Source organism: Methylobacterium sp. CM6247, from assembly GCF_054817925.1.
In genome coordinates this window covers 527,668-540,205 of the sequence record NZ_JBTXKX010000003.1, presented here as the reverse complement: position 1 = coordinate 540,205, position 12,538 = coordinate 527,668, and the positions used below count along the sequence as shown (strand labels likewise).

Sequence of the window (12,538 nt, the reverse complement as noted above, 5' to 3'; positions counted from 1 at the left end):
CATCGCCGTTCTTCGGGGCGGCGGCGCTATCCTTTGCAACGAGAAACGCCGGGCTGGCGAGGCCCGGCGTTTCTTCGTGAATCGACTTGGCTGATCGACTTGGCTGAAACGACCGCCCCCGTATCCATTCAGATACGGGGGCGAATCTGCTCAGACTTCGCTGCTATGCATCAGGGAGGCGGGCGTCATCGGCTTCCCCCCACCATCGACGGCGGGCTCGAAATCCCCCGTCTCGGGATTGCGCAGGCGAAGCTCGCCATGAGCGATGCCGAAATGTGCGCCATGAAGCGCCAAGCGGCCGTCGGCGACCCGCTCGCGGACGAAGGGGAACGTCAGCAGATTCTCGAGGCTCTGAGCCACGGTCGCGTATTCGAGGCGGGTCAGGTGATCCGGCCCCTTCTGAACCTTCAGCTTCTCCTCGGCTCCCTTCACCAGGGATACCCATTTGCCGATGAAGTCGCTCGTGGATAGCGGGCCCGGCGGGTTGGCATAGGCCTTGATGCCGCCGCAGGTGGCGTGGCCCAGCACGACGATGTGCTTCACTTCCAGAGCCTGTACGGCGAATTCGATGGCCGCCGATGTGCCATGATACTCGCCGCCCTCCTCGAAGGGGGGAACGAGGTTCGCCACGTTGCGGATGATGAAGAGTTCGCCCGGTCCGGTATCGAAGATGACTTCCGGCGAAACGCGGCTGTCACAGCAGCCGATCAGCAGGACTTCCGGATTCTGGCCTTTGGCCAGTGCGGCGTAGCGTTTGGCCTCGTCCGACAAGCGTCCATCGAGGAACGACCGGTATCCTGTGGTCAGCTTTTCTGGAAACATGCGTTTGCCTTCCTTGAGCGTTGTTGTTGAGGGCAGCCGTAGCGGCCCGGTTATCGACACGTAGCTTTGGCAGCCACGGCCCGTGCCATACTTGGTTCCGACGCCTGGCCTAGCCCAGCTTCCGGTGGATGGCCCGGTGCGGGTTCACACCTTATGCCAAGCCAGCATGACAGGTGGATCGGGCCGCTCACCGTTCGCGATGCGTCTGGCGATGCGAGCGAGGCCCGCCGGCTCGATCCGTTCGCCGGTGGCGTCCAACTCGTCGAGCGTCCACCAGCGCGTACCGAGGACCGTGCTGTCCTCGGTTTCGGCGAGGCGTGTGGTATCGACTTCGTCATTCGGCAGACGCACCACGAAATAGCGTTCGCGGGCATCGCGCAGCAGCGGGAACAGCAAGAACGGCCCATTACAGGCGGCAACCTGTGGGCCGATCTCGGCATCGAAAACCCCGATTTCCTCGCCCAGTTCCCGGAGACAGGCTTCCGCGTGGCTTTCGCCGGGTTCCAAACCCCCACCCGGCATGAACCAGAAGGTTCGATCCTCCGGCTTCGAGGGATCGATCGGCCGTTGCGCCTCATACGCGATCAGGAGCAGCCGGTCCCGCGGGTCGAAGACCAGGGCACGTGCCGCGTCGCGAAGGGGAGCGGCGAGAATCTCCTCCCTGCGAAACCCATGAATGAGAGTCTCTTCGTTTGAGGAGCGTCCGGGTATTTCGGTCGTCGGAAGGTGAATCATGGTCAAGGTTTAACAGGGAATCGGACCATGACCAACGGGAGCCCAGATCACCACGGGCAGACCGTGCCGGTCGCGTCCCGGCGGATCGGGCAGGGGGATGGCGCGTCCGAGAAAGATGTCGCGGGCCACCACCAAAGCGGCGAGGGCGTCGAGGTGGTCGTCGGCCCCTACGCCCCGTGGTCGCGCCGCATCGACCAGCGGGGCGGGAAGGCCGGCGTTTCGCAAAAGCGCGCGGCGTTCCGCCAGCCCCACCTGCCGCTCGGGTCCCTTCTTGGCGGATGTGAGGGGCCGGTCACCGTTGAGGCGGCGAAACGCCACCTCTGGGTGAACCTCGTGGATCACGAGGCGGGCTTCAGGTCGCGAGAGAAGAAGGTCATCGACCTCGCGGATGTAGCGGGTGATGTTCCAGCATTGGATGGAGGGCGCGAAGGGCGGTGTGCTGGCGGCGCGGGACAGGGCCTTGGCCTCCTCGTAGCTGCCGGCATGAACCGCCGCACGCGGCGGCACCGGGAAGACGCTAGATCTCCCGCCCGCGAGATAGGCCCTGGCTGCGCTGTCGGCCACGCGACCCCCACCTTCAATATGGTCGGGCAGGCCGATCGGCACGTCGATCCCGATGCAGACCGGCGCCTCCGGACCGTCGAGGAGGTCGGCGACGCGGGCGAACCGCATCGCGCGGTAGCGGCTGGGATCATCCAGATCGAGGAGGACGCCCGCCCAGGCGCCTCGGCAGCCATCGAGCCCGGCGATCCAGCGCGTCACGCGAACCGTGGCGGCTCTGGCGGGTTGACGCTGCTCAAGGACGGCGCCCCACAAGGGCCGTCGCGTCCGGCCAGGAAACGCCGCCGCCGGCGGTGCGCATCACAGGATCGTCTCATGGATATCGCCGTCGACAAGGTCACCGAGATCATTCTCCGGGTCAGGGCGCTGGACGTGAAGGAAGGACCGACCGATCCCGATTCGGGGTCCAACCCGATCGATGACGGCGCCACCGACGTCCTCACGTCGAGCGCCGACGATGCCACGGAATCGGAGATACGCTCCATGATCAACGGCCTCAACGACGACGAACGGGCCAACCTCCTGGCTCTTCTCTATGTCGGGCGTGGCGACATGGAAGCCGAGGAATGGGGGGAGGCGGTCCGCTTCGCCCGCGAACGCGAAGCCGTTGGCGAAGGCGCCCTGCGCGAGATCATGGGCTCGCCCGATGCCGGTGACCTCCTCGACGAAGGCCTCGCTGCCCTCGGCATCAGCCAGGACATCCCCGACGCGTAGGGCGTCCCCGGCCGCCGCACTCTGCCACGGCTCAGCCGGGTAGTGTGCGGCGCGCAGTCGGTGCGGGCCTTCGTGGCGCCCGCGCAACGTCCCCCGGCTTTCGCCACGATACCCTGAAATCCACAGCGTTAACCTTTTCTTAACCCGCCGATTGCCGTTCCCCCGTGGCCGTGAGACTTTCGTTAACAGCAGATTAACGGGACGAGCGGCGGCCATGCGGATCGCGATTTCGAAGTTCCACGATGCGGTCGCCTCCCTTAGGCGGACGATCGGGCGTTTGAGCCTGGTTTCGGGTGTCGCGTTCGCGTCCCTCGCCGCCGTGCCGGACGTCGCTTCCGCTCAGACGCTGGCCTCTCTCCCCAATGTGCCGAGCGCCATCTCGACCGCCGGCGCAGCCCGCCCCATCAGCGCCTGGGTCACGTTCTGCGAGACTTATACCGCTGAATGCGCGGTCAATGCCGCCGAGCCGGCCACGATCACCCTGACACCCGGAATCTGGAACACCATCGTCTCGGTGAACCGCCGCGTGAACAAGTCCATCCGCGCCGTCACCGACATGGAGCAACTCGGCGTCGCCGACCGCTGGGACCTCGCGGAATCCGGCGCTGGCGATTGCGAGGATTTTCAGCTTCTGAAGCGTAAGTTTCTCGCCGAGGCCGGCCTGCCGCGCCGGGCCATGCGGATGACCGTGGTCATCGACGAGAAGGGGGAGGGACATGCCGTCCTGACCTTGATCACCGACCGCGGCGATCTCGTCCTCGACAACAAGACCAACAATGTCCTTCCCTGGCGCCAGACCGGCTACACCTTCATCAAGCGCGAAAGCCAGAGCTCCATGGCCTGGGTTTCCCTCGGCCGCGCTGCGTCGCCGGTGACGACGGCCAACAGATAGAGAGCATGGTCCCGGATGCGGCAGCATCCCGTCGAGGGATCGCTTCAAAGGCGATGAATTAGCGACTTGTTAAGCTTGGATGGGCGAGGGTGACCGGGTTCGGGAAACTCTCCTCATGACAAAGCTGAGCCGCGTGTCCGCAGTCATCCTGCTGGCTGCCCTGGTCCCGTTGTCCTGCATATCCCAGGCGTTGGCCGAGAATCCTCATGTCTCAACTCAGGATTCCGAAGTCGCCACCCTGCATTCGTCCTGGCGCGGATGCCTTCAACGCCATTTCGGCCTGCAAGCCGTCCTGACGAGCCGGACATTCGCCGCTGAATCCGCCGTGAAATCCTGCCGCGGCAGTGAAGCGGCGTATCTCGCCGCCCTGTCCACCTCTCCCCTGCTGGACGACGAGGATGTGTCGCGGGTCCGCCCGGCCCTGATCCAGCGCGCCAAGGGCTGGCTTCTCCAGAAGGCCAGCGCGACTCGCCCCCTCTGAGCCCGAGCCGCGCGATCGCCGCCTCTCCGCGTGACCGCTGGGTCCACTGCGGGTTGATACAAGGTTCCGTCAGGCCGCTTTCGGTCCGGTTCTTCCTTCCATCCCCGTGTTCGTGACGAGGGCGGCCAGCGCCTCGGCTGACATGGACCGGCCATAGAGATAGCCTTGCCCCTCGCGGCAGCCCATCATGCGCAGCATCATATCCTGCTCGATCGTCTCGATTCCCTCGGCGATGACGTCGAGGCCAAAACTCTGAGCCATGCCGAGTACCGCCCGCACGATCTCGGCGTCATGGCGGTCGGTGAGGATGTCGCGGATGAAGCCACGGTCGATCTTCAGCCGTGTCAGCGGGAAGCGCTTGAGCGAGCTGAGCGAGGCATACCCGGTGCCGAAATCGTCGAACGCGATGGAGACCCCGTGACGGTGCAAGTCGCGCAACGGGTTCAGCAGGGTGTCGTCGGCCTGCAGGGCGATCCGTTCCGTCACCTCGATCTCGAGGAGGCTCGGTGGCACGGCGTGACGCTCGAGCGCAGCGATCACCTCGCCCGCCAGCCGGCCTTTCCTCAATTGAGCGCCGAACAGGTTCACGGCGATCCGCAGGGGCGGGAGGCCGAGAGAGCGCCAGATGGCGGATTGCCGGCACACATCGTCGACGATCCAGTGGCCGACGGAGGCCGCGAGGGGATGGGCTTCGAGGGCGTCGATGAAGGTGGCAGGTAACAGCAGGCCGCGGCTGGGATGCGCCCACCGCAGCAGGGCTTCCGCACCGATGATCCGACCGGAATCCAGATCGACCTGCGGCTGGTAGTGCAGCACCAGTTCGGAATGCTCCACCGCCCGGGTCAGTTCGTCGTGCAGCGCCCGGCGGGCGACGACCGCGCTACGCATGGATTGTTCGAACAGACGGAAGCAGCGGCGCCCGTCCCGCTTGGCCTGATAGAGCGCCAGATCCGCATCGGCGATCAACTCGTCGCGGGCGGCGCCGGGACCGCCAATCGCCGCGCCGATGCTGAGGCCTACATGGAAGACGTGTCCCGCCACAGGGAACGGGGTCTGGAAGATCTCGAGGATTCTCGCGGAGAGGGTTTCCGCTTTCAGCGGGTTGCCCTGTCCCGGCAGGAGAAGAGCGAATTCGTCCCCGCCGAAACGCGCCACCGTGATTTCGGGCGTGACGCAGGACGACAGCCGTATCGCGACAGCCTGGAGCAACGCGTCTCCGACGGCGTGCCCAAGACTGTCGTTGACTTCCTTGAAGCCGTCGAGATCGAGCAGCATCACCGTGGCGTAGCGGTCCGTCGAAAGGCTTCCATCCAGGCGCTCATCGAAAAGAGCACGGTTGGTAAGGCCGGTCAGCTTATCGTGATGGGCCAGCTGGAGCAGTTTGGCGTCGCGGGCGCGCCACTCGCTGATGTCGCGGATGAGCGCTCCCATCCCGATCCCGCCGGGCTCCTGCCAGAGCGACATCGAGAATTCGATGGGGAACGTGCTGCCATCGCGATGAAGGGCCATCAACTCGATGGTGCGGCCAGCGAGATGTGACGCGTTCCCGGCGGCGATCCGTCGAAATCCCGCCGCGTGAGCAGCCCGGAGCGGTTCGGGAATGATGATTTCGATGGGCCGCCCGAGCATCTCGCCCGCACCATGCCCGAACAGGATCTCAGCCGCGGGATTGCAGAAGGCGATCGTACCCGCGCCATCGACGACCAACAGGGCATATTCGGCAGCCTTGGCGAACCCGAACACCGCGGCGTTGGCCGATTGCGTCCGATGGTTTTCCAGTCTGTCCATCACGAGGCCGGCGAAGTCCGCGAGCCTGTCCCGGTCTGCTTCGTCGAACTCTGCATGCGGCTCGGTATCGAGCACGCAGAGTGAGCCGATCCGGTGGCCGTCGCCTGTAATCAGAGGGGCGCCCGCGTGGAAGCGGACATCCGGCAGATCGCGAAAGAGGCCGCCATCCCGGTGGCCCGGCGTGCCGTCGCCCTCGTTGACGACCACGACATCGGAACGCGCGATGATCCGTTCGCAGGGAAGGCCATGCCGCGGCATCCGCTGCAGGTCGACGCCGATCCGGGCTACGAGCCACGAGAACTCCTCGTCAATGAGAGAAACCCAAGCGATCGGCATCCTGAGGCTCGACGCGGTCAATCTGACGATGCGGTCGAGGCCGGCATCGGAGCCCGCGCCGATCATGCCGCAGGAGCGCAGGGCGGCGAGCCTCGCGGCTTCCTGTGTCGGGCAGTGTCGGTCATCGATTGCGGCGGGTGCCGATGGTCTCGGTAACATGGCGTCGGCACCGATCATGAGCGGTTTCCACCAGCGTACGCTATCAAATGCTAACGGACCTTCCAACGCATCGGGTGGTATCGACGTCGGCGGCCTCGTCAAAGAGCAGTTTCGAGAGATCGGGTGAGGATGACGGGAAGTTTTCGCGCACGGGTCTTTTCGCCTGGCCCACATGACCCCCCAGGTCGAAACGGACCACGCGATATGAACTTAAATGCCGAACCCGATGACGGTTCCGCCGGAGCTTGGCTTTGTGTTCGACCCACCGCTAATGCGCTGACACCATTGCTCTAGCGCTTTTCGCCCGTGGTGGGGCGGGGCTAAAAATAACTGAGATTATATTAAAATCTGTTAACCTTCGAGGAATTTGGCGTCACCACAATCCGCCGGGGCGACTTGAATGATAACTATTGTTCATCCAGTTTTCGTTCAGCGGAGGTCAATCATGGCGCATTCGATCTACGTCCGAAGAATTGGCAGTGACGGCGAAAGCTCCTGGAAGACGCTGGCCCATGCCATTCAGACCCGGAGCGAAGCGGTTTTGCTCGCTCGAAGATTGGCATCCTCGTATCCGGAATCCGGGGCGAATCCGTTCAAGCGGGTGTTCTGGTTTCGAGACCGGACCGGCCTGCACGAAATCCGAGCGGCGCCCGAGCATCGGGTCTCGGACGGTCCCGTCACAGTGTGAGAGCTTGAAACCGGAGAGGGCGAGCGGTATCGCCGGCCGTGCATCACGCCACGGCTTCAGGGAAATCGACGCCCCATGACCGACATCCGTCCGCGTCGCAGCGTCCTTGCCATGCCCGGTTCCAATCCGCGGGTTCTGGAAAAGGCGCGCGGCCTGCCCACCGACGTCGTGATGATCGACCTCGAAGACGGCGTCGCACCCGAGATGAAGGCGGAGGGACGGGACGCCGTCGCCGCCACCGTGGCCTCCCAGCCCTATGGCCGGCGCGAGGTCGCGGTGCGGATCAACAGCCTCGACACCCAATGGGGCGAGGCCGACCTCGCCCGCATCGCGCCGGCGGGACCGGACGCGATCGTGATTCCGAAAGTCTCCGGCCCCGATGCCCTCGTGTCGATCGGCTCTCGCCTGCGCCGGCTCGGAGCGCCGGACCATACCCGCGTCTGGGCCATGATCGAGACGCCTCTGGCCATCCTGCACATCAACGAGATCGCCAGCGCCGCCCGCGACGTGGATACGCGGCTGTCATGCCTGCTCGTCGGGCCGAACGATCTCGCCAAGACCAGTCGAGTCCGGCTCGGAGTGCCGGGCCGTCCGGCCCTGATGCCCTGGCTGATGAACGTGGTCATGGCGGCACGGGCCTACGAAATCGACGTGATCGACGGCATCTACAATGCCTTCCGAGACGAGAGCGGATTCCGGATCGAGTGCGAGCAGGGCCGCGATAGCGGGTTCGACGGCAAGATGCTGATCCATCCCGGCCAGATCGCCACCGCCAACGAACTGTTCGGCCCCTCGGAGGCTGAGATCGAGGAGGCGCGCGCGATCATCGCTGTCTTCGCTGAGCCGGAGAACCGGACGCGCGGGGCCATCGCGTTCCGTGGCCGGATGATCGAGCGGCTCCATGCGGTAGAGGCGTCCCGCATCGTCGCGCTCGCCGACGTCATCGCGGCACGGGCGGCGTGAGCGGCGAGTCCGCCGCCCCGACAGTCGGTCTGCGCATCCGCGACAACCGCCTGCGGGAATGGGGTTTTCCGCGCTGGGGGTCGTCAGTGGCGGCGGGGCTCGACCTCCATGCCTGTCTCGAGGAGCCCCTGCTCCTTACCCCTCAGGCTCCCCCCGTGCTGATCGCTGCGGGGTTCAGCGTACTGATCCGCGACCCGAACTGGTGCGGCCTCGTCTTCCCGCGCTCCGGGCTCGGTCATCGCGAGGGGCTGGTGCTGGGCAACGGGACCGGCGTCATCGACGCGGATTACGAGGGGCCTCTGATGGTCTCGGCCTGGAACCGCAACGCCGACCCGAGGGCGACCATCGTCATCCATCCCGGCGACAGGATCGCGCAACTGGTCTTCACCCGCGTGACACGGCCGGACTTCACTATCGTCGACGCGCTCGATCCAGACGAATCCGAACCCCCATCCGGGCGCGGAGAAAGTGGATTCGGATCGACCGGCCGGCGCTAGAGCTGCGCCCGACCACGTTGGGTCGGGGCACATCTCCAGGCCTTTGTTCTGCCGCGCTCTTTTTCGCCGAACCGGCACCCACTTCGGCGGAGAGCGCTCTAGAAGCGACACGGCAGGCGGGCCGCGAAGTCAGAGAACTGAGGCGCGATCCTCAGCCGCAATTTCCGTCTATGAGCCTTGTATCCGTGCTTCCGGCGATGGAACGTGCGTCCGTCGCGGACTCGCCCGCGTGCGTTCCGTCTTCCGGATCGTCCGGCAGCCGCCGCTGCTTTCGAAGGTCGGGAGAGACCGTGTTCTGATGCCTGCCATGCCCGCATCCGTAGAGACGGCTTCGGCCCTTATCGCCATCGTCTGCGCCTCTGCGCCGGTCCATCTCGTCCTGAACCTGCGAAGTCTCGATTGCGCCATCCGGCTGGTCACCGGGGCGAAGGCCGCCGCGAGCGACGAGCTGTTCCAACCGGCCGATCTCGTCATCGTGATGCACGATCCCGACAGCGGGATCGATGGTTCGGCCGTGATCCGGGACCTGCGCGCCTACGGGGGGCACGCCCGCACGGCAATCCTGTTTCTCGGGTCTTCCCCCGCCCTGCGGCGCCCGGCTGTCGAGGCCGGCGCCACTGACGTGATGACCGGATCGATCGATCCACTCGACCTTCAGATCCGGGTCTGCAACCTGCTCGAACTCGCGCTGGCTCGCCAGGTCCTCGACCGGCAATCGGATGCGATGAGCCGTGACGTCGACCGTGCCGGCGCCGAGGCTGCCTCACGGGAACGCGAGATCATCCGCCGCCTGATGCTGGCGGCCGAGTTCCGCGACGATCAGGCGGGGGACCACCTCACGCGGGTCGCCGGCTGCGCTATCGCCATCGCCGAGGGCCTCGGATTGTCGGAGGGGGACGCCAACGATATCGCCCTGGCCTCGACCATGCACGACATCGGCAAGATCAGCATCCCCGACAGCATCCTGATGAAGCCGGGACCGCTGAGCCACAGCGAGCGCGAGGAGATGAAGCACCACGCGATCCGCGGCTATCGCATGCTGTACGACAGCCCCTCGCATCTGCTGCAACTCGCCTCCGACATCGCCTTGACCCATCACGAGCGCTGGGATGGCGGGGGTTATCCGCAGGGGCTCAGCACGACGCAGATCCCCCTGGCAGGCCGCATCGTCGCCGTCGCCGACGTGTTCGACGCGCTGATTTCGGAGCGGGTCTACAAGAAGGCCTGGACCCCCGAGGCGGCGCGCCGGCACCTCGAAGAGCATGCCGGAACCCATTTCGATCCGGATTGCGTCGCCGCCTTCGTGTCCCGCTGGGAGGACATTCTCGGGCTGGTGGAGAGCAACCCGCCCGAACCGGCCAGCGCCTGAGCCGGGTGGAGGATCAGGCGTCGGCGACGCCGGCCTCGTCTTGTGCCTGAAGCACGTCGGGCCGGGGCATCGAGATGATGTTGTAGCCGGAATCGACGAAATGGACCTCGCCGGTGACGCCACCGGAAAGGTCCGAGAGCAGATACACCGCTGATCCACCCACTTCCTCGAGGGTCACGGTGCGCCGCAGGGGAGCGTGGGCGCGCTGGTGATTGAACATCAGGCGCGCATCGGCGATGCCGGCGCCGGCCAGAGTCCGCATCGGGCCGGCCGAGAGGGCGTTGACGCGGATTCCCTCCGGGCCGAGATCGCCCGCGAGATAGCGCACGGACGCTTCCAGTGCGGCCTTGGCGACCCCCATGACGTTGTAGTTCGGCATGATCCGGGTCGAACCGCCATAGGTCAGCGTCAGCATCGCGCCACCCTTGCGCATCCGCTTGGCCGCACGCTGCGCGATCTCCGTGAATGAGAAACAGGAGATGACCATGGTCCGCGAGAAATTCTCGCGGCTGGTCACGTCGACATAGCGGCCCTTGAGCTGGCCCTTGTCGGAAAAGCCGATGGCGTGGACCACGAAATCGATCCCGTCGGTGAAGCGTTCGTCCAGGGTAGCGAACAGCGCGTCCACACTGGCGACGTCCTCCACGTCACAGGGGACCACGATATCGGAGCCGAGGGAGGCGGCCAGCGGCTTCACGCGGCGGCCGAGAGCTTCCCCCTGATAGGTGAACGCGAGTTGGGCCCCGTGCTCATGCAGGGACTTGGCGATGCCCCAGGCGATGGAATGATCGTTGGCGACCCCTAGAATCAGGCCGCGCTTGCCTGCCATCAAACCCGTCATCCGTATCCTCGCATCCCTCGCGCCGAAATGTCAGACAGTTCCGGCCATTGCGAGGACGCTTAGCGCGGGCATCGATGAACTGTCCAATCCCACAGCGAACCGGGACTCGGGTGCCGGCCTCGTACGGACCGACTATCGCGTTGGACTTGTGAGGAGGGCGAGCGATCAGAAATAGCCGCGCGTCTCGTCGAGTGCGGTGTCGAAGAGCGCCTGCTTAGCCCGAATGCAGGCCGTGGCCGCGACACCGAGGCCAGCCAGCGCACTCAAGGAAATCAGGATCATCACCATCACAGACTCTCGGCTCCATCCCGGAAACGCGAAGTCGAATTCGCGGTTCCGAGAAAATGGCCGATATATGGACAGTATGACCCAAGTAGAGCTCGATAAGCTTAGCCGTTCAAGCGTCGATATGCTTCAGGACCAGTGTGGAATTGGTTCCACCGAAGCCGAAGGAATTCGACACGACGTGACCGAGCTGAACGTTGTCGCGGCGCTGCCTGAGGATCGGCATGTCGGCGAAAGCCGGATCGAGTTCGTCGATATGGGCGCTCTCGCAGATGAAGCCGTTCTGCATCATCAAGAGAGAATAGATCGCCTCATGAACGCCGGTGGCTCCCAGCGAATGACCGGTCAGCGACTTGGTGCCCGAGATCGGTGGGCAATCGTCGCCGCGCCCGAAGACCTCGCGGATCGCTTCGATCTCCTTGAGATCGCCCACCGGCGTCGCGGTGGCATGGGGGTTGATGTAGTCGATCTTCGCGCCCCTGAGCCCTTCCATCGCCTGCCTCATGCAGCGCACGGCGCCTTCGCCGGAGGGGGCCACCATATCGTGGCCGTCGGAGGTCGCCCCGTAGCCCGCGAGCTCGCCGTAGATGCGAGCGCCGCGTGCCTTGGCATGCTCCAGTTCTTCCAGAACAAGGACGCCGGCACCACCCGCGATCACGAAACCGTCGCGGTTGACATCATAGGCACGGGAGGCGCGGGCAGGGGTGTCGTTGTAGCGCGAGGACATGGCGCCCATGGCGTCGAACAGGACGGAAAGCGTCCAGTCCAGATCCTCGCAGCCGCCGGCGAAAATAATGTCCTGACGCCCGCCCTGAATCACCTCGGCGGCGTTGCCGATGCAGTGGTTGGACGTCGCGCAGGCGGACGAAATCGAATAGTTCACGCCCTTGATCTTGAAGAAGGTCGCCAGCGTCGCCGAAGCGGTCGAGCACATCGCCTTCGGCACTGCAAAGGGGCCGACGCGCTTGGGGCCCTTTTCCCGGGCGAGGTTGGCGGATTCGACGATCGCCTTCGTCGAGGGCCCGCCGGAGCCCATGATGATTCCGGTGCGGTCGTTGGAAATGTCACCGGTCTCGAGGCCGGCGTCGCTGATCGCCTGATCCATGGCGATGTGGTTCCAGGCCGTGCCGCCGCCATGGAAGCGCATGGCGCGCCGGTCGACGATCCCCTCAGGATCGATGCTCGGTCGTCCCTCGACCTGGCTGCGGAAGCCGAGTTCGGCATAGGAGGCCGAGTGGCCGATGCCCGACTTGGCCTCGCGCAGGGAGGCAAGGACTTCCTGGGTGTTGTTGCCGATGGACGAGACGATGCCCATCCCGGTGATCACGACACGCCGCATGGAAACGCTCTTCTCTTTCGCCGAAGCGCCGTCGCACCGACGCGTGTCAGGTAGGATGATGTCGGGGC

13 protein-coding genes are annotated in these 12,538 nt (G+C 65.3%); 6 read left to right on the top strand and 7 right to left on the bottom strand.

Annotation, left to right across the window (positions count from 1 at the left end; all coding sequences use genetic code 11):
• Positions 1 to 150 precede the first annotated feature (150 nt).
• The 3 genes from ACYQOP_RS03390 to ACYQOP_RS03380 all read right to left on the bottom strand — a co-directional run bounded on the left by ACYQOP_RS03390 (position 151) and on the right by ACYQOP_RS03380 (position 2,319).
• Positions 151 to 822 (bottom strand): carbonic anhydrase, encoded by a 672-nt coding sequence (locus tag ACYQOP_RS03390; RefSeq protein ID WP_056423555.1) that lies wholly within the window; start codon positions 820 to 822, stop codon positions 151 to 153.
• Positions 823 to 966: 144 nt separating this feature from the next.
• Positions 967 to 1,557: an NUDIX hydrolase gene (locus ACYQOP_RS03385; protein WP_461221137.1), complete on the bottom strand. Its 591-nt coding sequence runs from the start codon at positions 1,555 to 1,557 to the stop codon at positions 967 to 969.
• A gap of 9 nt (positions 1,558 to 1,566) precedes the next feature.
• Positions 1,567 to 2,319, bottom strand: a complete 753-nt coding sequence (locus ACYQOP_RS03380) for a DUF429 domain-containing protein (RefSeq protein ID WP_461221136.1) — start codon at positions 2,317 to 2,319, stop codon at positions 1,567 to 1,569.
• 114 nt (positions 2,320 to 2,433) lie between these two features.
• Here ACYQOP_RS03380 and ACYQOP_RS03375 point away from each other — a divergent pair, with 114 nt between their 5' ends.
• From ACYQOP_RS03375 to ACYQOP_RS03365, 3 genes are all read left to right on the top strand, one after another.
• Positions 2,434 to 2,832, top strand: a complete 399-nt coding sequence (locus tag ACYQOP_RS03375; protein WP_056423558.1) for a DUF3775 domain-containing protein — start codon at positions 2,434 to 2,436, stop codon at positions 2,830 to 2,832.
• 214 nt (positions 2,833 to 3,046) lie between these two features.
• Positions 3,047 to 3,724: a transglutaminase-like cysteine peptidase gene (locus ACYQOP_RS03370; RefSeq protein ID WP_461221135.1), complete on the top strand. Its 678-nt coding sequence runs from the start codon at positions 3,047 to 3,049 to the stop codon at positions 3,722 to 3,724.
• A gap of 115 nt (positions 3,725 to 3,839) precedes the next feature.
• Positions 3,840 to 4,205 carry a hypothetical protein gene (locus ACYQOP_RS03365; protein WP_461221134.1) on the top strand — a complete coding sequence of 122 codons (366 nt, stop codon included), beginning with the start codon at positions 3,840 to 3,842 and terminating at the stop codon, positions 4,203 to 4,205.
• A gap of 69 nt (positions 4,206 to 4,274) precedes the next feature.
• Here the strand turns inward: ACYQOP_RS03365 and ACYQOP_RS03360 are convergent, their stop codons facing one another.
• Positions 4,275 to 6,506: a putative bifunctional diguanylate cyclase/phosphodiesterase gene (locus tag ACYQOP_RS03360; protein ID WP_461221133.1), complete on the bottom strand. Its 2,232-nt coding sequence runs from the start codon at positions 6,504 to 6,506 to the stop codon at positions 4,275 to 4,277.
• Positions 6,507 to 7,251: 745 nt separating this feature from the next.
• Here ACYQOP_RS03360 and ACYQOP_RS03355 point away from each other — a divergent pair.
• The 3 genes from ACYQOP_RS03355 (at position 7,252) to ACYQOP_RS03345 (ending at position 10,005) form a co-directional block, all read left to right on the top strand.
• On the top strand, positions 7,252 to 8,139 hold the full coding sequence (locus ACYQOP_RS03355; protein ID WP_461221132.1) for an HpcH/HpaI aldolase/citrate lyase family protein: 888 nt from the start codon (positions 7,252 to 7,254) through the stop codon (positions 8,137 to 8,139).
• The gene (gene dut / locus ACYQOP_RS03350) at positions 8,136 to 8,636 is read left to right on the top strand and encodes a dUTP diphosphatase (RefSeq protein ID WP_461221131.1); all 501 of its coding nucleotides are present in this window, start codon (positions 8,136 to 8,138) and stop codon (positions 8,634 to 8,636) included. The genes ACYQOP_RS03355 and dut overlap by 4 nt, the downstream gene beginning before the upstream one ends.
• A gap of 307 nt (positions 8,637 to 8,943) precedes the next feature.
• A complete protein-coding gene (locus ACYQOP_RS03345) occupies positions 8,944 to 10,005 on the top strand; it encodes an HD-GYP domain-containing protein (RefSeq protein ID WP_311274287.1) in 1,062 nt (353 codons plus the stop codon).
• Between the two features lie 13 nt (positions 10,006 to 10,018).
• Here the strand turns inward: ACYQOP_RS03345 and fabI are convergent, their stop codons facing one another.
• The 3 genes from fabI to fabB all read right to left on the bottom strand — a co-directional run bounded on the left by fabI (position 10,019) and on the right by fabB (position 12,470).
• Positions 10,019 to 10,846, bottom strand: a complete 828-nt coding sequence (gene fabI, locus ACYQOP_RS03340) for an enoyl-ACP reductase FabI (RefSeq protein WP_461221130.1) — start codon at positions 10,844 to 10,846, stop codon at positions 10,019 to 10,021.
• 165 nt (positions 10,847 to 11,011) lie between these two features.
• Positions 11,012 to 11,134: a hypothetical protein gene (locus tag ACYQOP_RS03335; protein WP_280136531.1), complete on the bottom strand. Its 123-nt coding sequence runs from the start codon at positions 11,132 to 11,134 to the stop codon at positions 11,012 to 11,014.
• Positions 11,135 to 11,243: 109 nt separating this feature from the next.
• Positions 11,244 to 12,470 carry a beta-ketoacyl-ACP synthase I gene (fabB, locus tag ACYQOP_RS03330; protein WP_461221129.1) on the bottom strand — a complete coding sequence of 409 codons (1,227 nt, stop codon included), beginning with the start codon at positions 12,468 to 12,470 and terminating at the stop codon, positions 11,244 to 11,246.
• Positions 12,471 to 12,538 lie beyond the last annotated feature (68 nt).